The organism is [Zimmermannella] faecalis ATCC 13722 (assembly GCF_000381765.1).
Classification (GTDB): Bacteria; Actinomycetota; Actinomycetes; order Actinomycetales; family Microbacteriaceae; genus Gulosibacter; species Gulosibacter faecalis.
Genome location: NZ_KB907074.1, coordinates 214,033 through 235,833 on the forward strand (window position 1 = coordinate 214,033; position 21,801 = coordinate 235,833).

20 protein-coding genes and 1 pseudogene are annotated in these 21,801 nt (G+C 68.7%); 17 read left to right on the forward strand and 4 right to left on the reverse strand.

All coding sequences use genetic code 11. The annotated features are described in order from the left end of the window. Positions 1-17 precede the first annotated feature (17 nt). Entirely contained in the window at positions 18-1,508 is a 1,491-nt protein-coding gene (gene pdxR / locus G328_RS13615; protein ID WP_019617473.1) for a MocR-like pyridoxine biosynthesis transcription factor PdxR, read from the reverse strand. 76 nt (positions 1,509-1,584) lie between these two features. On the opposite strand from pdxR, the gene pdxS reads away from it, so the two are divergent. The 11 genes and pseudogenes from pdxS to G328_RS0101040 all read left to right on the forward strand — a co-directional run bounded on the left by pdxS (position 1,585) and on the right by G328_RS0101040 (position 13,176). Next, a complete protein-coding gene (gene pdxS / locus G328_RS0100990; RefSeq protein WP_390295848.1) occupies positions 1,585-2,505 on the forward strand; it encodes a pyridoxal 5'-phosphate synthase lyase subunit PdxS in 921 nt (306 codons plus the stop codon). Then, complete coding sequence (pdxT, locus tag G328_RS13620; protein ID WP_019617475.1) at positions 2,502-3,113, forward strand: pyridoxal 5'-phosphate synthase glutaminase subunit PdxT; 612 nt, start codon at positions 2,502-2,504, stop codon at positions 3,111-3,113. The genes pdxS and pdxT overlap by 4 nt, the downstream gene beginning before the upstream one ends. Positions 3,114-3,134: 21 nt before the next feature. Beyond that, entirely contained in the window at positions 3,135-4,406 is a 1,272-nt protein-coding gene (locus G328_RS0101000; RefSeq protein ID WP_019617476.1) for a M18 family aminopeptidase, read from the forward strand. 90 nt (positions 4,407-4,496) lie between these two features. Further along, entirely contained in the window at positions 4,497-5,258 is a 762-nt protein-coding gene (locus G328_RS0101005; RefSeq protein WP_019617477.1) for a YebC/PmpR family DNA-binding transcriptional regulator, read from the forward strand. Between the two features lie 28 nt (positions 5,259-5,286). Next, positions 5,287-5,907, forward strand: a complete 621-nt coding sequence (gene ruvC, locus G328_RS0101010) for a crossover junction endodeoxyribonuclease RuvC (protein ID WP_019617478.1) — start codon at positions 5,287-5,289, stop codon at positions 5,905-5,907. A gap of 4 nt (positions 5,908-5,911) precedes the next feature. Then, a pseudogene (gene ruvA, locus G328_RS0101015) lies at positions 5,912-6,546 on the forward strand (Holliday junction branch migration protein RuvA); the annotation flags it as partial. Positions 6,547-6,567: 21 nt separating this feature from the next. After that, a complete protein-coding gene (gene ruvB, locus G328_RS0101020; protein ID WP_390295956.1) occupies positions 6,568-7,506 on the forward strand; it encodes a Holliday junction branch migration DNA helicase RuvB in 939 nt (312 codons plus the stop codon). 80 nt (positions 7,507-7,586) lie between these two features. Further along, on the forward strand, positions 7,587-8,042 hold the full coding sequence (gene yajC / locus G328_RS0101025; protein ID WP_187325715.1) for a preprotein translocase subunit YajC: 456 nt from the start codon (positions 7,587-7,589) through the stop codon (positions 8,040-8,042). A gap of 75 nt (positions 8,043-8,117) precedes the next feature. Continuing rightward, a complete protein-coding gene (gene secD / locus G328_RS0101030; protein WP_019617482.1) occupies positions 8,118-9,812 on the forward strand; it encodes a protein translocase subunit SecD in 1,695 nt (564 codons plus the stop codon). Further along, on the forward strand, positions 9,812-10,873 hold the full coding sequence (secF, locus tag G328_RS13625) for a protein translocase subunit SecF (RefSeq protein WP_019617483.1): 1,062 nt from the start codon (positions 9,812-9,814) through the stop codon (positions 10,871-10,873). Before secD ends, secF begins: the two co-directional genes overlap by 1 nt. A gap of 53 nt (positions 10,874-10,926) precedes the next feature. Further along, a complete protein-coding gene (locus tag G328_RS0101040) occupies positions 10,927-13,176 on the forward strand; it encodes a RelA/SpoT family protein (protein ID WP_019617484.1) in 2,250 nt (749 codons plus the stop codon). On the opposite strand, the gene G328_RS16440 is transcribed toward G328_RS0101040, so the two are convergent. The 3 genes from G328_RS16440 to G328_RS0101050 form a co-directional block, all read right to left on the reverse strand. Further along, positions 13,069-13,602, reverse strand: a complete 534-nt coding sequence (locus G328_RS16440) for a hypothetical protein (protein WP_154651492.1) — start codon at positions 13,600-13,602, stop codon at positions 13,069-13,071. The two genes, G328_RS0101040 and G328_RS16440, sit on opposite strands and share 108 nt — an antisense overlap. 84 nt (positions 13,603-13,686) lie before the next feature. Continuing rightward, positions 13,687-14,919 (reverse strand): DUF349 domain-containing protein, encoded by a 1,233-nt coding sequence (locus G328_RS0101045; RefSeq protein WP_019617485.1) that lies wholly within the window; start codon positions 14,917-14,919, stop codon positions 13,687-13,689. A 100-nt stretch (positions 14,920-15,019) separates the two neighbouring features. Next, a complete protein-coding gene (locus G328_RS0101050; RefSeq protein WP_019617486.1) occupies positions 15,020-15,790 on the reverse strand; it encodes a peptidylprolyl isomerase in 771 nt (256 codons plus the stop codon). A 53-nt stretch (positions 15,791-15,843) separates the two neighbouring features. Between G328_RS0101050 and G328_RS0101055 the strand changes: the two genes are divergently transcribed. The 6 genes from G328_RS0101055 (at position 15,844) to ruvX (ending at position 21,790) form a co-directional block, all read left to right on the forward strand. Beyond that, complete coding sequence (locus G328_RS0101055) at positions 15,844-17,175, forward strand: replication-associated recombination protein A (protein ID WP_019617487.1); 1,332 nt, start codon at positions 15,844-15,846, stop codon at positions 17,173-17,175. A gap of 118 nt (positions 17,176-17,293) precedes the next feature. Continuing rightward, a complete protein-coding gene (gene rpsD, locus G328_RS0101060; protein WP_019617488.1) occupies positions 17,294-17,923 on the forward strand; it encodes a 30S ribosomal protein S4 in 630 nt (209 codons plus the stop codon). 109 nt (positions 17,924-18,032) lie between these two features. Continuing rightward, complete coding sequence (locus G328_RS0101065) at positions 18,033-18,404, forward strand: DUF948 domain-containing protein (RefSeq protein ID WP_019617489.1); 372 nt, start codon at positions 18,033-18,035, stop codon at positions 18,402-18,404. A 36-nt stretch (positions 18,405-18,440) separates the two neighbouring features. Next, complete coding sequence (locus tag G328_RS13630; RefSeq protein ID WP_019617490.1) at positions 18,441-18,650, forward strand: hypothetical protein; 210 nt, start codon at positions 18,441-18,443, stop codon at positions 18,648-18,650. A gap of 15 nt (positions 18,651-18,665) precedes the next feature. Further along, positions 18,666-21,335 carry an alanine--tRNA ligase gene (alaS, locus tag G328_RS0101075; RefSeq protein ID WP_019617491.1) on the forward strand — a complete coding sequence of 890 codons (2,670 nt, stop codon included), beginning with the start codon at positions 18,666-18,668 and terminating at the stop codon, positions 21,333-21,335. Beyond that, positions 21,335-21,790 carry a Holliday junction resolvase RuvX gene (gene ruvX, locus G328_RS0101080; protein WP_019617492.1) on the forward strand — a complete coding sequence of 152 codons (456 nt, stop codon included), beginning with the start codon at positions 21,335-21,337 and terminating at the stop codon, positions 21,788-21,790. The genes alaS and ruvX overlap by 1 nt, the downstream gene beginning before the upstream one ends. The last annotated feature ends 11 nt before the right edge of the window (positions 21,791-21,801 follow it).

Consider the following 21,801-nt stretch of genomic DNA (forward strand, 5'->3'; position numbering starts at 1 on the left):
GCCCGGCTCCCGCCTCGCTAGAGCGCGGTGCGAAGCCGGGCGAGGCCCTCGGCCAGCTGCCCCTCCGAGAGGTGCGCGTAGCCGATGACGATACTGCCCGTGTCGGATGCGGTGGCACCGCCGCCGGGGTTGTTCGCGGCCGGAGAGGTCGGAGCAATCGGACCACGCCAATACGCCGCGCCGGGGGACACCCGCACCCCCGCCCGTTCGCAGGCCGCCATGAGCTCGGCCTCGTCGCGCCGCGTGTGGATCACGGCGTGGAGGCCGCCGTCCATGGGGGAGACCTCCACCTGGGGCAGGTCGCCGAGCGCGGCGAGCACGGCGGCGCGACGCTGACGGTAGCTGCGGCGCATCCGCGCAGCGTGCCGGGCGAGCTCGCCCGAGGCGAGGTACTCGGCGAAGGCCCGCTGGGTCACCGCGGAGACGGGGGTGCCGAGGTCGGCGCGAGTCGCGAGCAGTCGCTGTCGCAGCGGCGCCGGTGCGCCTAGCATGCCGATGCCGATCGTCGGCGCGACGGTTGAGGAGAACGTGCCGAGCAGCGCGACGGTGCCGTCGTCCGCGCGGTCGAGAGCGGTCAGAGTTGGCAGCGGCTGGCCGACGTAGCGCAGCTCGGAATCGAAGTCGTCCTCGACAATGAGTACCTGCTCGGCGCGTGCCCACGCGAGCAACTCGTGACGGCGGGCGATGGGAAGCGAACCCCCGAACGGGTACTGGTGACTCGGCGTGACGATCACAAGGTCGGGCTTTTCCCCGCCACGGGGGAGTCGGTCGGTGCGGAGCCCGTCTCGGTCGACCTCGAGCGGCACGAGCTCGCATCCGAGGCGCGCGAGCACGCGACGCAGCGACGGGTAGCCGGGCGACTCAACGCCGACTCGTACAGGGGCGGCGCCCGCTCGCTCGGCCGCGATCGTCTGCACGATGAGGGCGAGCCCTTCGCGGGCCCCGGCCGTGACGAGAAAGGTGTCGGCAGCGCGCGTGAGCCCGCGCATCCGCCGAAAGTGCTCGCTCACCGCGGCGAGGTATCGCGGGTCTCCCTCGAGCGGCAGCGATGTGAGTTCGGCGTCGGCCGCGTTTCTCCACGCGCGGCGCCAGGCGGGCGTGCGCAGCGCGCCGGTCGAGGGCTGGCCCGGGAGGAGATCGATGGGCTCGCGGCGCATGCCAGTCGCGCGGCCGCCTGCGTTGGTCGTCATGGCCGTGCCGGTGGAGGCTCGGGCGGCGCCGCGCCGACCGGGGTGCGTCTGCCCGAGCTCTGGGTTCACCGTGGTGGCGGAACCGGTCTGTGACGTGAGGTATCCCTCGGCAATCAGCTGTTCGAAGGCGGTCACGATGGTGCCTCGCGAGACCCCGAGTCGCGTGGCCCAGGCGCGCGACGACGGCAGCGCATCCCCGGCGCGGAGCACGCCGCGGTCGATGAGGGCCCGCACCGAACCCGCGAGCTGCTGCGGGAGCGGCAGCGGATGCGTGCGGTCGAGCGACACCGTAAGTTCGGCGATTTCGGGGGAGCGCATGACGCAATTGTCCCCCAAGTGGTCTATCAAAGTCCATCATTAGTGGATCTTTCAATAGGCCAATCGGCCTCGCAGGATGGATCACATGACCACTTCAGCAACTTCCTCCACCAGCCCCAGCACGAGCACCGACCGCGTGAAGCGCGGCCTTGCCGAGATGCTCAAGGGCGGCGTCATTATGGACGTCGTGACGCCCGAGCAGGCGCGCATCGCCGAAGATGCCGGCGCCGTCGCCGTCATGGCCCTCGAACGCGTTCCCGCCGACATTCGCGCCCAGGGCGGCGTGGCCCGCATGAGCGACCCCGACCTCATCGACTCGATCATCGAGGAGGTGTCGATTCCCGTCATGGCGAAGGCCCGCATCGGCCACTTCGTCGAGGCTCAGGTACTGCAGGCGCTCAAGGTCGACTACATCGACGAGTCCGAGGTGCTCTCGCCGGCCGACTACGTGAACCACATCGACAAGTGGCAGTTCGACGTGCCGTTCGTGTGCGGTGCGACCAACCTCGGCGAGGCGCTTCGCCGCATCAACGAGGGTGCCGCCATGATTCGCTCGAAGGGCGAGGCCGGCACGGGCGATGTCTCGGAGGCGATGAAGCACATCCGCAAGATCAACTCCGAGGTCCGCGCGCTGCAGGCACTCTCGAAGGACGAGCTCTACGTCGCGGCGAAGGAGTTGCAGGCACCCTTCGCGCTCGTGGAGGAGGTCGCGTCGACCGGCAAGCTCCCGGTCGTGATGTTCGTTGCCGGTGGCGTCGCGACGCCTGCCGACGCCGCGATGATGATGCAGCTCGGGGCTGACGGCGTGTTCGTTGGCTCGGGCATCTTCAAGTCGGGGAACCCCGCCGCTCGTGCCGCCGCCATCGTTAAGGCGACGACGCTGTACGAGCGCCCCGAGGTCATCGCCGATGTTTCGCGCGGCCTCGGCGAGGCGATGGTTGGCATCAACGTCGCCGACCTCGCGCAGCCGCACCGACTCGCAGAGCGGGGCTGGTGACGCCCGCGCCGCTCGTCGGCGTGCTCGCGCTGCAGGGCGACGTGCGAGAGCACCAGCGGATGCTCGAGCAGCTCGGCGCCAGCGTGCGGCTGGTACGCACGCCCGACGAGCTCGACGGGATCGAGGGGCTCGTGCTGCCCGGCGGTGAGTCGAGCACCATCGACAAGCTCTCGCGCACGTTTGGGGTCGCCGAACCGATTCGCGGGCTGATCGCCGACGGGCTGCCGGTCTTCGGTACCTGCGCGGGGCTCATCATGCTTGCCGACCGGCTCGTCGACGCGGCCCCCGGGCAGCAGACGTTCGGCGGTCTCGACGTCACGGTGCAGCGCAACGCGTTCGGGTCGCAGCTCGATTCGTTCGAGGGAACCGTTGATGCGCCGGAACTCGAGGGCGAACCGGCCACGGTCGCGTTTATCCGCGCACCGATCGTCACTGAGGTTGGGCCGCGGGCGACCGCGCTTGCTACCGTTGCGGGCGACCGGGTCGTCGCGGTGCGGCAGGGAAACCTGCTCGGCATTTCGTTCCATCCCGAGGTGACCGGCGATGCGCGCTGGCACCGCGACTTCCTTCGCACGGTCGGCCGCCGCACCGGGCCCGGAGCGCGCTGACCACCAACTCGAGGAGCCTGCATGACCACCCCCGCCTCGGCCGCATTCGCCGAACTTCGCGACCTCGTCGTCGCGTCGCCCACGAGCTACCACGCGGCCGAGGCGGTGGCGGCGCAACTGACCGCCGAGGGGTTCACGCGCCTCGATGAGCGCGATGAGTGGAAGCTCGCGGCGGGCGGGTACGTTGTTGTGCGCGACGGCGCGGTCATTGCCTGGGTCGTGCCGGAGCGCGACGCGGCGTCGGCGCCCGTCACGATTATCGGCGCCCACACCGACTCGCCCGGCTTTCGGTTGAAGCCGACCGCGCAGACGGCGCGACAGGGCTGGCAGACGCTCAACGTCGAGGTGTACGGCGGGCCGCTGCTCAACTCGTGGCTCGATCGCGACCTGCGGGTCGGCGCCCGCCTCGTGCTCGACGACGCGCGCGTCGTGCTCGCCGCAACCGAGTCGGCCGTCGCGCGCATCCCGCAGCTCGCCGTGCACCTCGACCGCGGCGTGAACTCCGAGGGGCTCAAGCTCGACCGGCAGCAGCACACGCACCCGATCGTCGGGCTCGAATCGGCACCGCAACTCGTCGATGTACTCGCGGCGAGCGCCGGAGTCGATGCCGGCACCGTCGTCGCGATGGACGCCTTCGTCGTCGACGCGCAGGCCCCCGAACTCATCGGCCTCGAGGGCAACCTCGTCGCCTCGGGCCGGCTCGACAATCTCGTGAGCGTGCACGCCGGCCTGCGGGCGCTGCTCGCGGCGCGCGGGGCCGAGTCGCGCATCCCGATGCTCGCCGCCTTCGACCACGAGGAGGTCGGCTCGGCGTCGCGCAGCGGCGCAGCCGGACCCTTCCTCGCCGACGTGCTCGCGCGCATCCGCGCCTCGCTCGGCGCCGACCTCGAGACCGTGCAGCGCGCCAACGCCGCGAGCTGGAACATCTCGAGCGACGTCGGCCACGCGGTGCACCCGAACTACGCGAGCCACCACGACGACGACACCCGACCCTGGGCGGGCAAGGGCCCGATTCTCAAGATCAACGCCGACCAGCGCTACACGACGGATGCGCTCGGCGAGCAGCTCTGGCGGGCCGCGGCGGCGCGCGTCGACGTGCCGGTGCAGGAGTTCGTGTCGCGGAACTCGATCCCCTCGGGGTCGACGATCGGTCCCATCACATCGACCCGCCTCGGCATTCGCACGCTCGACGTCGGCATCCCGATTCTCTCGATGCACTCGGCACGCGAGCTCGCCGCGCTCGACGACATCGTGTCGCTCGAACGTGTGCTCACCGACCTGCTCGCCGGCTGACGGCGCGCCCGCGGCGCCGCTCAGCGGTCGTGCCGCGGCGTGACGCTAAAATAGGGCGTTCAGCAAGCGCAATCGAATCAGGGAGAACCAATGTCGGGTCACTCCAAGTGGGCAACTACGAAGCACAAGAAGGCCGTCATCGACGCGAAGCGCGCGAAGGCCTTCGCGAAGTACATCAAGGTCATCGAGGTGGCCGCGCGTGCGGGCGGCCCCGACCCTGACGGCAACCCGGCACTCGCCGACGCGATCCAGCGCGCGAAGAAGATCTCGGTACCGAACGACAACATCGACCGCGCGGTGAAGCGCGGCGGCGGCCTCACGGGCGAAGCAGTCGCCTACGACACGATCATGTACGAGGCCTACGCGCAGGGCGGCGTCGCAATGCTTATCGACTGCCTCACCGACAACCGCAACCGTGCGGCGGCCGAAACGCGTCTCGCCGTGACGCGCGCTGGCGGCACGATGGCCGACCCGGGCTCGGTTTCGTTCAACTTTGAGCGCAAGGGCGTCATTGAGGTCGCGCAGTCGGACGGCCAGCCGACCGAAGACGACATTCTTCTCGCGGGTCTCGACGCAGGTCTCGAAGAGGTTATTGACCACGGCGAGGCGTTCGAGCTGCGCACTGACGCGAGTGACCTCGTCGCCGTGCGTTCGGCGCTGCAGGAGGCGGGTATCGACTACGAGTCGGCCGAGGCCGAGTTCGTCGCGAACGTGCTCGTGCCCGTCGACCTCGAGACCGCGAAGAAGGTGCTCGCCGTGATCGACGCGGTTGAAGACCTCGATGACGTGCAGAACGTGTTCACGAACATGGAAATTCCGGCCGACGTGCAGGAGCAGCTCGACGCCGAGTAGCGTCGAGCAGTCCGCGACCGAGGCCCTCGTGACCCGGCGCATCCTCGGAATCGACCCCGGCCTCACGCGGTGTGGCGCCGGGGTCATCGACGTGCAGCGCGCCCGCAGGGTCGGTCTCGTGCACGTCGAGGTCATTCGCACACCGAGCGACGCTGAGCTTCAGCCGCGCCTCGGCCTCATCGGCACGGCCGTCGAGCGGCTCCTCGACGAATACGAACCCGACGCGGTCTCGATCGAGCGAGTGTTCGCCGAGCAGCGCAACCTCAACACCGTCATGGGCGTCGCGCAGGTGACCGGCATCGTGATTCGCGAGGCCCACCGCCGCGGCATCGACGCCGAGCTCCACACCCCCTCCGAGGTGAAGGCCGCCGTGTCGGGCTACGGCAACGCCGACAAGGGGCAGGTTCAGCGCATGGTGCAGCGCATTCTGCGACTTGACACGCCACCGAAACCGGCCGATGCGGCGGATGCGCTCGCCCTCGCGATCTGTGCGGCCTGGCAGTCGCCGGCGGCGCAGGTGCGGCCGGAGCGGCGCACCCACGGCTCCGGTCTCGGTCAGGCGACGCCGTCGCGAGGCGCGACACCGGCGCAGGAAGCGTGGCTCGCCGCCGAGCGTGCCGCAAACTCGGGCCGTCGCCGCCTACGCTGAAGCAGTGATTTCTCAGCTGACCGGAACCCTCTCGTACGTCGGGGCGACTCGAGTCGTCATCTCGGTTGGTGGGGTCGGCTTTGAGGTGCTCGTCACGGGCACGCACGCGCTCGAACTGCGTACGGGTGCCGAGGCGACCATCACGACCGCGCTTGTCGTGCGAGAGGACTCCCTCACGCTCTACGGCTTCCGCGACGCGGCCGAGCGCGAGGTGTTCGAGCGGCTCACCTCGGTTACCGGCGTCGGCCCGAAGTCGGCGATGGGTGTGCTCGCGCAACTGACGCCCTCGCAGCTCGCGACCGCCGTCGAAGACGAAGACGTCGCGGCCTTCAAGAAGGTGTCGGGCGTCGGCCCGAAGACCGCCCGGCTCATCGTCGTGCAGCTCAAGGGCAAGCTCGTCGCGGCGGCCCCCGGTGCGACGGGCGCCGCGCCCGCGCTTGGCGGCGGGATGCGCGACGACGTCGTGGAGGCGCTCGTGGGCCTTGGCACGCCGCAGAAGCAGGCGCAGGAGGCGGTCCAGCGTGCTGCCGGTGACGCGGCCGCGACCGTCGATGTGTCGACCCTGTTGCGCGCCGCACTGCGCGAGCTCGGGGGAGCCCGATGACCGGGTCACCGCTCGGCGCCGAGGCGGGGGAGAACGAGCTCGAGTTCGAATCGACCCTGCGCCCGAAACTCCTCGACGAGTTCATCGGGCAAGAGAAGGTGCGGCAGCAGCTGCACCTGCTGCTGCGGGCAGCCGAATTGCAGGGGCGGACCCCCGACCACATCCTGCTCGCGGGCCCGCCCGGCCTCGGCAAGACGACCCTCGCGATGATTGTCGCGGGGGAGACCGGCCAGGCCCTTCGACTCACCTCCGGCCCGGCGCTGCAAAATGCCGGCGACCTCGCGGCGGTGCTGTCGAGCATGGTGCCCGGCGAGGTGCTCTTCATCGACGAGATTCACCGCATGGCTCGCACAGCCGAAGAGATGCTGTACCTCGCAATGGAGGACTTCCGCATCGACATCATGGTCGGCAAGGGCGCCGGGGCGCAGTCGGTGCCGCTCGAGCTCGCACCGTTCACGGTGGTCGGCGCGACGACCCGCGCCGGGCTCCTGCCCGCGCCACTGCGCGACCGATTCGGGTTTACCGCCCACCTCGAGTTTTACAGCGACGGCGAGCTCGAGCGGGTGCTCGCCCGCACGGCGCGGCTGCTCGAACTTGACGCGCGCGACGGCGCACTCGACCTGCTCGCTTCGCGATCGCGGGGTACGCCGCGTATCGCGAACCGGCTGCTGCGGCGCGTGCGCGACTACGCGCTCGTGCACGAGACCGAACTTGATGACGAGGCGGTGCGCGCCGCGCTCACGCTCTACGACGTCGACCACCTCGGGCTCGACCGGCTCGACCGCGCCGTGCTCGACACGCTCATCCGTCGCTTCGAGGGCGGCCCCGTCGGCGTGCGCACGCTCGCGGTGACGGTGGGCGAAGAGCCCGACACCGTCGAAGCCGTCGTCGAACCATTCCTCGTACGAACGGGCCTGATCGCCCGCACGCAGCGCGGCCGCATCGCCACCCCCGCCGCCTACGACCACCTGGGCGTACGGCCGGGTGCCCTATAATCGTCACGTTTATCGGACGCAGTGTCCGTCGCGACTTCCCACCCCACAACTAGAACTTCTGGAGTCTCTCTATGGATCTCATGCTCGTCCTACCCCTGCTGCTGCTCGTCGTCATGATGATCTTCATGTGGCGGAGCAACAAGAAGCGGCAGGAGCAGCAGCAGGAGATGCGCCAGCAGCTCGTGCCCGGCACCGAGGTCATGACGCAGGCGGGTATTTACGGCACGATCGTCGAGGTCGACACCGACAACAACGTCGCGACGATCGAGAGCGGCCCCGGTACGGTGCTGCGCGTGCACTCGGCGACGATCGTCAACGTCGTGACCCCGACGGTGCCCGACGACGCCTCGGCGCTCACCGACGACGACGCGGCGCTCGACGACAACGACTCGCTCACGGGCGCGTACGACGAGCACGCTGGCGACCCGTACGCCGCCGACTCGACTGACGCTGACGCGACCGACGCTGAATCGGCCGACCTTGGCTCGACGGACACCGACGCGGCCGACGACGCCGACGGTAAGCCGAAGCTCTAACCACCGCTCCCGGCGCGTTCGCGCCGAGTGAAAGGCACCTTCTCCTTGGCATCCTCGAAACGATCCTCGCAAGCCGTGCGGGGAGCGAAATCAACCCTGCTCTGGTTCGGCATCGTGCTGATCGTGCTCGCGGGCCTCAACTGGGCCTCCGTCGCGTTCCAGAATGGTCAGCTCACCCCGAAGCTCGCGCTCGACCTTGAGGGCGGCACCCAGGTCGTCCTCGCCGCGAAGCTGCAGGAGGGCGCCGCGGCGCCCTCTGGCGACCAGATGAACCAGGCCGCCTCGATCATCCGCCAGCGCGTCGACGCGTCGGGCATCACCGAGGCCGAGGTCACGACCCAGGGCGGCAGCAACATCGTCGTCTCGGTGCCGGGCGAGATGGATGCGGAGACGCAGAACCGAATCGAATCGAGCGCGATGCTCGAGTTCCGGCCTGTGCTCTACACCGACTCGGCGTCGAACACGCAGGTCGTGAAGCCCGAAGACTTCGGCATGGAGAGCTTCAACGCGACGCCCACCGCGTCGCCGACCGACGCCTCGGACGTCGTGCAGCTCACCGACCAGCTGTTCGCCGACTTCCTCGCGTTCGACTGCGCCGACGTCATGAACGAGACCGAGGTCGCCGACCCCGACGAGCCGATGGTTGCGTGCGACACGACGGGCACCGAGAAGTTCGTGCTCGGCCCGGTCGAGATCTCGGGTGAGCACATCGCCGACGCGAGCTCGAGCATGGTGACGAACCAGCAGGGCGTCTCGACGGGCCAGTGGGGCGTCAACCTGCAGTTCGACGGCACCGGCACGGAGCAGTTCCGCGCGGTCACCGAGCGCCTCGTCGCGATCGGCGCAACGCCCGACCCGACGACCGGCATGCCCGACCAGGTGCGGTCGCGCTTCGCCGTGACCCTCGACGGCAACGTCATCGTCGCGCCGACCGCGAACGCGGTGATCACCGACGGCAAGGCGCAGATCACCGGCAGCTTTACCGAGCAGACGTCGAAGGACCTCGCCGACCAGCTGAAGTTCGGTGCACTCCCGTTCAGCTTTGAGACGCAGTCGACCCAGACGATCTCGGCGACCCTCGGTACCTGGCAGCTCCAGGCCGGCCTCATCGCGGGCGCGATCGGTCTGCTGCTCGTGCTCATCTACTCGCTGCTGCAGTACCGCATTCTCGGGCTCGTGACGATGGCGTCGCTCGTGATCCTCGCGGTCGTCGCGTACCTGATCGTCACGCTCCTGTCGAACCAGGAGGGCTACCGACTCTCGCTCGCCGGCGTCGCGGGCCTGATCATCGCGATCGGTATCACCGCCGACTCGTTCATCGTGTACTTCGAACGCATCAAGGACGAGCTGCGCGAGGGGAGATCCCTGCCCTCGGCGGTTGAGCGCGGCTGGTCGCGTGCCGTGCGCACGATCCTCGCCTCGGATGCGGTGAACGTCCTCGTCGCGATCGTGCTGTTCTTCGTCGCGGTCGGCAACGTGCGCGGCTTCGCGATCACGCTCGGCATCACGACGCTCATCGACCTCTTCGTCGTGACGATGTTCACGCATCCGCTCATGCGCCTGCTCGCGACGACCAAGTTCTTCGGTGGTGGGCACCCCGCCTCGGGCCTCGACCCGCGCGCGCTCGGTGCCGCATACCGCGGCCGCGGTGAGTTCCGCCGCGCGAAGGGCGTGTCGAAGTCGAAGGTGAAGGCCTCCGCGAAGGAGGCCGAGCGCCGCCAATCGCTCGCGGAGCGCAAGGCAGCCCAGGCCGCAGAGGGAGACAAGTGATGAAGCGCTTCACCAAGTGGGGCAATGACCTCTACACCGGCGAGACCTCGATTGGCTTCGTCGCCCGACGCAAGACCTGGTTCCTCATCGCGGCACTGCTGATTCTCGTGTCGCTCGCGGCCCCATTCATTCGCGGCGGGTTCAACTTCGGCATCGAGTTCACGGGCGGCTCCGAGTTCCAGGTGAGCGCTCCCGCGACGCAGGAGCAGCAGCTCGCGACCGACGCGGCTAGCGAGTACTCCGAGACTCCCGCGCGCGTTCAGCTGCTCGGTGACGGCTCGGTGCGCGTACAGACCGACTCGCTCACGCAGGAAGAGAACGCCGCGCTGCGCGCCGACCTCGCCGAGGCGTACGGCACCTCGGTCGACGAGGTCGCGGTGTCGACGATCGGCCCCTCGTGGGGCGCCGACATCACGCGCCAGATGATCATCGGCGTTGTCGTGTTCCTCGTGCTCGCGGCGGCGTTCATGTCGTTCTACTTCCGCACGTGGAAGATGGCACTCGCGGCCATCCTCGCGCTGTTCCACGACCTCATCGTGACGGCGGGCGTCTACGCGCTCACGGGCGTCGAGATCACCCCGGCCGCCGTGATCGGCTTTCTGACGATTCTCGGCTACTCGCTGTACGACACCGTCGTGGTGTTCGACAAGGTGCGCGAGAACACCGAGAACTACGCACCGGGGAGCCCTCGCACGCTCGCCGAGTCGATCAACCTCGCGATCAACCAGACGCTCGTGCGCTCCATCAACACCTCGGTGGTTGCGCTCCTGCCGGTCATGGCGATTCTGTTCGTCGGCGCATTCATCATGGGCGCGGGCACGCTGCTCGACATCTCGCTCGCACTGTTCATCGGCATTCTCGTCGGTGCCCTCTCGACGATCTTCCTCGCCGGGCCGCTCTACGCCGGCCTGCGGTCGCGGGAACCGAAGGTCCTCGAAACGGATGCGGAGATCCGTCGCCGACGCGACGCGGGGATCGCTCCCGACGTCGAGGACGACGATGACGAGGACGACGACAAGCCGGCCCGCCCGGAGCGCGAGAACGACGGCGCTCAGGTATAAACTCGCAATTCTAGGTATCCCGCGAAGTCGCGGGCGCGAAGAAAGGCGGGCGGATGAGCGAGTCGACCTCTTCGCTGTCGATGCGTCGGTTGGTGCCGCGGATTTTTACGAAGTCCGCGGCGGCACCGGCGATCGAACGGCTCGTGCGGCTGCTGCGGACGCACGACCCGAAGGCCGACGTCGGCCTCGTCCAGCGCGCCTACGAGGTTGCCCTGCGTTCGCACGAGGGGCAGTTCCGCCGCAGCGGTGAGCCGTACATCACGCATCCCATCGCGGTCGCGGAGATTCTCGCCGGCCTCGGAATCGGCCCCGTGACGGTTGCCGCCGCCCTGCTGCACGACACCGTCGAAGACACCGACTACTCGCTTGAGCGCCTGCGCAACGAGTTTGGCGATGAGATCGCGATGCTCGTCGACGGCGTGACGAAGCTCGACAAGGTCACGTACGGCGACGCGGCGCAAGCCGAGACCGTGCGCAAGATGATCGTCGCGATGTCGAAGGACATCCGCGTGCTCGTGATCAAGCTCGCCGACCGGTTGCACAATGCGCGCACTTGGGGCTTCATGCCGCCCGAAAAGGCGAAGAAGAAGGCCACCGAGACCCTCGAGATCTATGCGCCGCTCGCGCACCGCATGGGTATTCAGACGATGAAGAACGAGCTCGAGGAGCTCTCCTTCGCCGTGCTGCACCCGAAGATTTATTCCGAGATCGAGCACCTCGTGCGCGAACGGCAACCGCAGCGCGAACGCTACCTCGAGCGAGTCATGAAGTCGATTCGCGCCGACTTGCGCGAGCTGCGCGTCAAGGGGGAGGTGCACGGCCGCCCGAAGGAGCTCTACTCGATCTACCAGAAGATGGTCGTGCGCGGCCGCGACTTCGACGAGATCTACGACCTCGTCGCGATTCGCATCATCGTGGATACGGTGCGTGACTGCTACGGCGTACTCGGTGCCATTCACGCGCGGTGGACGCCCATGCCGGGGCGGTTCAAGGACTACATCGCGACGCCGAAGTTCAACCTCTACCAGTCGCTGCACACGACCGTGATCGGGCCCGACGGTAAATCGGTCGAGATTCAGATCCGCACGCACGAGATGCACCAGCGCGCCGAGTTCGGCGTCGCGGCACACTGGCTCTACAAGCAGAACATCCGCACGGGGCAGCAGGCCTCGGGGCGCAGCTCGACGAGCGAGATGGCGTGGCTCGAGCGCATCAACGACTGGCAGCAGGAGACGAGCGACTCCGACGAGTTCCTCGACTCGCTGCGGTTCGAGATCGGCGCGAAGGAGGTCTACGTCTTCACGCCGCAGGGCAAGGTGATCGGACTGCCGCAGTCGGCGACGCCGGTCGACTTCGCCTATTCGATTCACACCGACGTCGGGCACCGCACGATGGGCGCGAAGGTGAACGGCCGGCTCGTGCCGCTCGAGACGAAACTGCAGAACGGCGACACGGTCGAGATCTTCACTTCGAAGAACCCCGACGCGGGGCCGAAACAGGACTGGCTCGCGTTCGTCGCGTCGCCGCGCGCCCGGAACAAGATCCGCCAGTGGTTCTCGAAGGAGCGCCGCGACGAGGCGATTGAGCTCGGCAAAGACCAGGTCGCGAAAGAGATGCGCAAGGTGAATATGCCGATGAGTCGCGACATCGTGCAGGAGGCGTTCGCGACCGTCGCGTCGACGCTGCGCTACGTCGACGTCTCGGGGCTCTATGCCGCGGTTGGTGAGGGCCACGTCTCGGCAAAGTCGGTCATCGAGAAGATTCAGCACGAGCTGACGAGCGACCAGGATGTCGATGCGGAGCTCGGCGACCGGCAGATCACCGGCAGCCCCATCGACCAGCCCGTCACGAGCGACTCGGGCGTGCTCGTGCGCGGGGCACCCGACATCCTTGTCAAGGTCGCCAAGTGCTGCACGCCCGTGCCCGGCGACGAGATCGTCGGGTTCATCACCCGGGGCCAGGGCGTCTCGGTGCACCGCAGCGACTGCCGCAACGTCACGGAGCTCAAACAGCAGCCCGAGCGCATGATCGACGTCGAGTGGGCGGAGAGTTCGAAGGCCGTCTTCCTCGTGAACATTCAGGTCGAGGCGCTCGACCGCGGCGGACTGCTCAGCGACATCAGCCGGGTGCTCTCCGAACACCACGTGAACATCCTCTCGGCGACCGTGCACACGTCGCGCGAGCGCGTCGCGATCTCAAAGTTCTCGTTCCAGATGGGCGACACGACCCATCTCGACCGGCTGCTCGGCGCCGTGCGCCAGATCGACGGCATCTATGACGTCTATCGGGTGCACAACGGCTAGGGCCGCAACGAGTTCGAGCGCTAACCTCCGCTGACCCGCGGCAAGCAGGTCGGCTGCGGTTTGGCGCGGCGTCGTCAGTGTGATGCCAGCGACGTGTCGCACCTCGCTCGGTGCGTACCTGCCGAAGCGGGGCCGCACGCGCACGAGTGCGAGCTCGGCGCGCCAGCTGCGGCGCGCGATCTCGATTTCGGCCGGGGGTGGGCCGCCGAGGTAGACCCAGGCGGCCGCACGGCCGACGACAATTCTCCCTGCGCGGTGCACGGGGAGCAGGCTGCGCGCCCGATCGACGAGGGTGGGCACCTCGTCGAGCCCGAGGAAGAACTCGTACCCCTCGATGCCGTAGCGGGCGATTTCGCCGCCGCGCCACATCGCGTGGAGCTCGGCGGCCGAGAACTCCGTAAGCGGAGCGGGCATGACATCGCGCATACCCCGCATCCTGCCGCAACTGACTCGGCGCCGGGCCGTGTTGTCCACAGCCCGGCGCCGAGTCGTTCCGTCGCGTTCCGGTCGCTAGCCTTCGACCGCGCGCAGCCAGGCCTGTCGGGCCGAGAGGGCCTCTTCGGCCTCCTTGATGCGCTTGGCATCGCCCGAGGCGCGGGCCTCGGTGACCTCGGACTCGAGCTGCGCGATTGCCTCGTGGAGCTGCGAGGCCATGCCCGACTGGCGTGCCTGCTTCTCGGGGTTCGAGTTGGCCCAGTGGTCGTCGTCGAGCTTGCGAACGTGCTGTTCGATGCGGCGCAGCTGCTCCTCGACGTCGCGGAAACGGTCGCGCGGAACGCGGCCCACCGCCTCCCAGCGGTCCTGAATCTGGTTGAGGCGCTCGCGCGCCTGGCGACGGTCGGTGAGGTCGAGAATCGGCTTCGCGTCGTCAAGGATAGCGAGCTTGAGCGTCAGGTTCTCCTGGTACTCCTCGTCGTCGCGCGCATCCACCTCAGCCTTCGCCTGGTAGAGCACGTCGCCCGCAGCCTTGAACTTCGCCCAGAGCGCGTCGTCGTGCTTGCGGCCCGCGCGGCCGACCGTCTTCCACTCGTCGAGCAGGCGACGGTATTCGGGCACGCCATCGGCGCCCTTCGGCGCGAGTGCCTCGGCGCGCTCGATGATCGACTGCTTCGCGTCGCGCGCGGCGCGGTGCTCGGTGTCGAGGTGCGCGAAGAACTTGCGGCGCTCGGTGTCGAGCGTCGTGCGAGCCACGCGGAACCGCTTCCAGAGCGCGTTGGCGTCGCCCTTCGGCAGGCGCGGGCCGGTCTTCTGGTGGTCCTGCCAGCGGGCAAACAGCTCTTCGACCTTCGCCGAGGTCTGCTTCCACTGAATCGAGGCCGGGTCCTGTGCCGCGAGCTGCTCTGCTTCGACGACGATCGTCTCGCGGTAGGCGAGGGCCTCGCCGAGCGCCTCCCGGTGCTCGGCCTGCTGCTTCTCGCTCAGCTCGGCGACCTCGCCCTTCAAGGCATCGAGTCGGCCACGGAGCGATGCGAAGTCGCCGACCGCGGCAGCGCCATCGAGCTGGCCGCGCAGGGCCGCGACCGAGCGCGCGATGTCGTTCGAGTTCGCGCCCGCACGGGAACGCTGCTCGAGCAAGCTGACCTGGGCGGCGAGGTCATCGAACTTGCGCACGAAGTAGTCGAGCGCCTCCTGCGGAGTGCCATCGGGGTATTGGCCGACCTGGCGCTCCTGTCCGTCCTCGGTCACGAAAACCGACCCGTCCTCCTCGACGCGGCCAAAGGGGTGTTCGGGCAGTCCAGTCATGGTGGAAGATTCCTTGATCATCATCGATGGAATGGCGGCTCGCGAAAGCCGTTGGCAACGGTTGCCATGGTATTGCATGCGGCGCCCACGGCGCCCGCGCCTACTCGAGGGTGATGTCGCTGATGGTCGCCGGGGCGAGCGGCGCTCCGTCGGTCGTCGCACCGGTCGAGGGGTCGACGCCCTGCTCGACGATCTGCGACTTGAGTTCGTCGAGCCCGCTCGTCACCTGGCCGAACACGGTGTAGCCGGGTGCCGGCAGCTCCGTGTCTTCGTAGACGATGAAGAACTGCGAGCCCATCGAGTCCTCGGCACTCGACCGGGCCATGGCGATCGTACCGGCCGGGTAGACGCCGTCCTCGGGCACGTTCTCGAGCGGCCCGAACTCGTACCCGGGGCCGCCGGTGCCGGTGCCCGTCGGGTCGCCGCACTGCAGGACGTAGAGGCCGTCGGTCGTGAGGCGGTGACAGTCGGTGCTGTCGTAGAAGTCCTTCTGCGCGAGATCGATGAAGTTCGACGCGGCCTGCGGGGCGTTCGCGCCATCAATCGTCACGCCGAGCTCGAGTTCGCCGCCGTTGAGCGAGATCGTGCCGGTCCAGTCGCGGTCTTCTGCGAGGGTTGCGGCGGGCACGGTCGCGGCGGGGGCCGCGGTCTCGGATGCCCCGGGCGTCGACTCCGCGAGCGGGTTGCGCTCGAACCCGCCGGTCGCCGAGTACGCCACCTGGGAGCCGATCGCGAGAACCGCGACTGCGATGAGGGCGATAATGCCGCGGCGGTTGTCGGTGCGGCGGCGGTCGGTCTGCACGTCGTGCACGACCACTCGTGCCTCGTGTTCGCGCTGGCGGCGACGCAGTTCCTTCGCGTTCTCGGCCACGGTTCTCCTTCAGCTGGGCGATAGACCCAACGAGCTTACTAACATTAACCAGGATGACTGACCAGCTGACTCTCGGCGGCGGCGATGGCGCGGCGCCCCTCGCCGCGCGCATGCGGCCCCGCACCCTCGACGAGGTGGTGGGGCAGGAACACCTCTTGCGCCCCGGCTCGCCGCTGCGGCGGCTCGCCGGCGCGGCTCCCGCGGAGTCGGCCGGCACCTCGGTGATTCTCTGGGGTCCGCCCGGCACCGGGAAAACCACGATCGCGCAGGCGCTGGCGCACTCGGGCGGGCGACGGTTCGTGCAACTCTCCGCAATCTCCGCGGGAGTGAAGGACGTGCGCGGGGTGATGGAGGAGGCGCTGCGGCAGCGCGACTTCTATGACGAGGGCACCGTGCTCTTTCTCGACGAGATTCACCGGTTCACGAAGGCACAGCAGGATGCGCTGCTTCCGGGTGTCGAACAGGGCTGGGTGACGCTTGTCGCCGCGACGACCGAGAACCCCTCGTTCTCGGTGATCTCCCCGCTGTTGTCGCGCTCGCTCCTGCTCACGCTGCGGTCGCTCGACGACGCCGACCTGGCGACGCTCATTGACCGAGCCGTCGCGGAGCCCCGCGGACTCGCGGGAGCCGTGACGATTGACGACGACGCGAAGTCGGCGATCGTGCGCCTCGCGAGCGGCGACGCGCGTCGTGCGCTCACGACCCTCGAGGCCGCCGCGGGCGGCGCGCAGGCGGCCGAGCACGCCTCGATTACGGCCGAGGACGTCGAGAGCGCGAGCGACCAGGCGCTCCTGCGCTATGACAAGCAGGGCGATGAGCACTACGACGTCATCTCGGCGTTCATCAAGTCGATCCGCGGCTCCGACCCCGACGCCGCACTCCACTACCTCGCGCGCATGATCGTCGCGGGGGAGGACCCTCGGTTCATTGCGCGCCGAATCATGATCTCGGCGTCGGAAGACATCGGGATGGCCGACCCGCAGGCGATGGTCATCGCCGAGGCGGCGGCGAGCACCGTCGCCCTCATCGGCATGCCGGAGGGACGCATCCCGCTCGCGAACGCGACCGTCTACCTCGCGACCGCGCCAAAGTCGAACACCGCGTACGTCGGGCTCGACGCCGCGATCGCCGACGTCAAGGCGGGCGGCTCGGGCCGCGTGCCGACCCATCTGCGAGACGCCCACTATCCGGGCGCGAAGCGCCTCGGGCACGGCAAGGGATACGCGTATCCTCACGACGACGCGCTCGGCGTCGTCGAGCAGCAGTACCTGCCCGACCCGCTGCGTGATCGCGTGTACTACTCACCGACGGAGCACGGCTGGGAGCGGGAGATCTCGTCGCGCCTCGAGAAGCTGCGCCGAATCACCAGAGGCGAGGGCGCATAGCTGCCCGAGCCGTGGTAAGCTAGGCCGGTTCATTTGACGCCTCGTCCACAGGGAGAGGCGGAGAGCAACTTGTCTGCACGCTCACGCGTGTCATACGAACATGAGAAAGGAAGACTTCGTGTCGAAGAAGTCCCGTACCCGCTCGAAGGTGCGCCTGTCGCGCGCCCTCGGCGTCGCACTGACCCCCAAGGCCGCGCGCCTCATGGAGAAGCGTCCTTACGCTCCCGGTGAGCACGGCCGCACCCGCCGCAAGACCGACAGCGACTACGCCGTTCGCCTTCGCGAGAAGCAGCGTCTTCGGGCGCAGTATGGCCTCCGCGAGAAGCAGCTCCAGATCGTCTTCGGTGAGGCCCGCCGCACCGCCGGCCTGACCGGTGAGAACCTCGTCGAGCTCCTCGAGATGCGCCTCGACGCGCTCGTGCTCCGCGCCGGCTTCGCCCGCACCACGGCCCAGGCCCGCCAGCTCGTCGTGCACCGCCACATCCTCGTTGACGGCAAGATCGTCGACCGCCCCTCGTTCCGCGTGCAGCCCGGCCAGACCATTGGCGTGAAGCCGCGCTCGGAGGAGCTCGAGATTTTCCAGGTCGCCGCCGCCGGTGGCCACGCCGAGGTGCTCCCGCAGGTTCCCGGCTACCTCGAGGTCTCGCTCGACAAGCTCCAGGCGCAGCTCGTGCGTCGCCCGAAGCGCGACGAGGTGCCCATCACCTGCGACGTGCAGCTCGTGGTTGAGTACTACTCGGGCCGCTAGTCGTTCCGGTCGCACTCCGACCGCCCGCTAGCATGGAGAGCGGATCGCCTTGCGGCGGTCCGCTCTCTTCCGTTTTCGCAACTTTCGCCGTCGTTCAGGAGATTTCGTTATGTCAGGTGGTGACATCGCCGGGCTCATCGCTGCGGGCGCGTTCGTGGTGCTCGTGGCCCTGTTGGCGGTGCCGATCATCAAGCTCGGGCGCGTGCTCGACGAGGTTCGGCGCGGCGTCGGCGAGTCGGTCGACAGCATCACGCCGACGCTCGTCGAGACGCAGGAGACCATGCGCGAGACGAACCGACAGCTCGCGAAGGTCGACGCGATCACCGAGCAGGTGCACGAAACCACGAGCAACGTCAATTCGCTCGTCGCGCTCACCGCGGCCACGGTCGGCGGCCCGCTCATCAAACTCGCCGGGTTCTCGGCGGCGGCCGCCGCCGGTTTCCGCGCCCTCAAGCCGCAGCGCCGCAAGCGCACCAAGTAGTTCGCCCCGCATCCCGTCCTAGGAGCCTTCCACAGCATGCGAAACGTTGTTCGTTCCGTCGCCCTTGTCGCCGCCGGTGTCGCGGGCGGCTTTGCCCTCGCGCACCTCGTCAACTCAACCGAGTCGGGCCGCGCCTTCTTTGGCCGGGTGAACGAGTTCACGGCCGAGTTCGCCGACGCCGTCAAACAGGGCTACGAGGCCCGCACCGAGGCGATCTACGCCGCAATCGAAGCCAACGAGAAGTAAGACTCCCACCGCACCATGCTCACCGCTGAAATCAAACGCCGCTTTCTCACCTACTTCGAGGAGCGCGGACACACCGTGGTTCCCTCCGCCTCGCTCGTGAGCGACGACCCCACCGTCATGTTCACGATCGCCGGCATGGTGCCGTTCATCCCGTACATGACCGGGATGGTTCCCGCGCCGTATCCGCGCGCGACGAGCGTGCAGAAGTGCATTCGCACGAATGACATCGAAGAGGTTGGCAAGACGCCGCGCCACGGCACCTTCTTCCAAATGGGCGGCAACTTCTCGTTCGGTGACTACTTCAAGCGCGAGGCGATCGAGTTCGCCTACACGTTCCTCACCATGCCGACGAGCGAGGGCGGCCTCGGCTTCAACCACGAAGACCTCTGGGTGACCGTCTATAAGGGCGACGAGGAGGCGTACGAGGCCTGGCTCGAGCTTTCGGAGATTCCCGCCGAGCGGATTCAGAAGCTTGGCGAAGACACGAACTACTGGTCGGCCGGCAAGCCCGGTGGCCCCGCGGGGCCGGACTCCGAGATCTTCTTCGATCGCGGCCCCGAATACGGTGTTGATGGCGGCCCCGCGACCGACGACGACCGCTACGTCGAGATCTGGAACCTCGTGTTCATGCAGTACGAACGCGGCGCCGACCTCGGTGACGGCACCTTCGAGCTGCTCGGCGACCTGCCGCAGCGCAACATCGACACCGGCATCGGCCTCGAGCGCATCGCGTTCCTGCTGCAGGGCGTCGACAACATGTACGAGACCGACCAGGTGCGCCCGGTGCTCGACCGCGCGAGCGAGCTCTCGGGCCGCGCCTACGGGGCGAACCACGACGACGATGTGCGGCTGCGAGTGGTTGCCGACCACGTGCGCTCGTCGCTCATGCTCATTAGTGACGGCGTGCAGCCGAGCAACGAGGGCCGCGGCTACATTCTGCGCCGCCTCCTGCGCCGCGTTGTCCGCAACATGCGCCTGCTCGGCGTCGAGACCGCGACGTTCCCCGAGCTCTTCCCGGTGTCGATGGCCGCGATGCGCGACGCGTACCCCGAGGTCGAGGCCGACTTCGACCGCATCAGCCGCATTGCCTACGCCGAAGAAACGACGTTCCTGCGCACGCTCGCGCAGGGCAACGCGATCTTCGATGAGGCCGTCGCCCGGGCGAGCGATGCGGGATCGACCGTGCTCGACGGCGCGACCGCGTTCAAGCTCCACGACACCTTCGGGTTCCCCATCGACCTCACGCTCGAGATGGCCGAAGAATCGGGGCTCCGCGTCAACCGCGAGAAGTTCGACGAGCTCATGCTCGCGCAGGTTGAGCGTGCGAAGGCGGATGCGCGGGCCCGGCGGTCGTCGCTCGCCGACCTCACGGTCTACCGCGAGTTCCGCGGGCTCGGCGAAACGGCGTTCGTCGGCTACGACGCGCTCGAGACCGAATCCGAGGTGCTCGGCATCATCGTCGACGGCGCAAGCGTCACGGCTGCCCGTGCGGGCGACACGGCCGAACTCATCGTGGGGGAGACGACGCTCTACGCCGAGGCCGGTGGCCAGGACGCCGACCAGGGTTGGCTGCGCTCGCCCGCGGGCGGCTTCAGCTCGCGCGTACTCGACGTGCAGCGGCCCGTGCAGGGCCTGATCGCGCACACCGTCGAGGTGACCGAGGGCGAGATCGGCGTGGGCGACCGCGTCGAGACCGTCGTCGATGGTCGGTACCGCCGGCAGGCCTCGGAGGCGCACACCGCGACCCACCTCATCCATGCCGCCCTGCGCGACACGCTCGGGGCCGACGCGCACCAGACCGGTTCGTACAACAAGGCCGGCTACATGCGTCTCGACTTCTCGTGGAGCGACGCCCTGTCGGGCGAAACCCGCAGCGAGATCGAAGAGATCGCGAACGGCGCCGTGCGCCGCGACTACGAGGTCATCACGCGCGAGATGTCGCTCGACGACGCGAAGGCGCTCGGCGCCCGCGCGCTGTTCGGCGAGAAGTACGGCAGCCGAGTGCGCATGGTCGAGATCGGTGGCGAGTGGTCGCGGGAACTCTGCGGTGGCACGCACGTCGACACGTCGGCGCAGGTCGGCATCGTCAACCTCGTGGGCGAGTCGAGCGTCGGCGCGACGAACCGTCGCGTTGAGGCGCTCGTCGGCCGCACCGCATTCGAGGAGTTTGCGACCGAGCGCGCGCTCGTGCGCGAGCTCTCGACGGGGCTGCGCGTGCCTCGAGAACAGGTCACGACCCGCGTGCACGACCTGCTCGGTGAACTCAAGCAGGCGCAGAAGCGCATCGCCGAGCTCGAGTCGGCGCAGCTGCGCGCCCGCATTCCCGAGTTGCTTGCCACGGCCGAGCGCGTCGGCGACGTCACCTTCATTGGTGCCTGGCTCGGCACCGTCGGCGGCGCCGACGACGTGCGACAGCTCACCCTCGAGCTGCGCGAGCGTCTCGGGAGCGAGGCCGCGGTCGTTGCCCTCATCGGCGCCGCGAACGACAAGCCATCGGTCGTCGTCGCGACGAACCAGGCGGCGCGCGACGCTGGCGCGAATGCCGGCGCGCTCGTGAAGGCCGCCTCGGGTGCGCTGGGTGGCGGTGGCGGTGGCAAGCCCGACGTCGCGCAGGGCGGCGGTCAGGATGCGTCGAAGCACGCTGAGGCGATCGCGGCCGTCACCGCCGCGCTCCGGGCGAACTAGTGCGCCGCGGAGTCCGCTTCGCGGTCGACGTTGGTAAGGCTCGCATCGGGGTTGCCCGCAGCGACCCCGATGGCCTGCTCGCCGTGCCGGTCGAGACGGTCGCCCGCGACCTCTCGGGGGAGACCCACATCGCCCGGCTCGCGGACCTCGTCGACGAGTACGGCGTGTTCGAGGTCATCGTGGGGCATCCGCTCAATCTCCGGGGTGAGTCGACGCCCTCGACCGACGACGCGATCGCGGTCGCCCGCGCGCTCGCCGCCGCGATCGAGGTGCCCGTGCGGCTGCTCGACGAACGCCTCACCACGGTCTCGGCAGCGAAGCAGTTTCGTGCGAGCGGCAGGCAGGCGTCGCGGTCACGAGACAAGATCGACCAGGCCGCGGCGGTAGTACTGTTGCAGGATGCGCTTGACCGCGAACGCTCCAGCGGCAACCCACCCGGCACCGAACTCGACTAACCAGCGAGGAG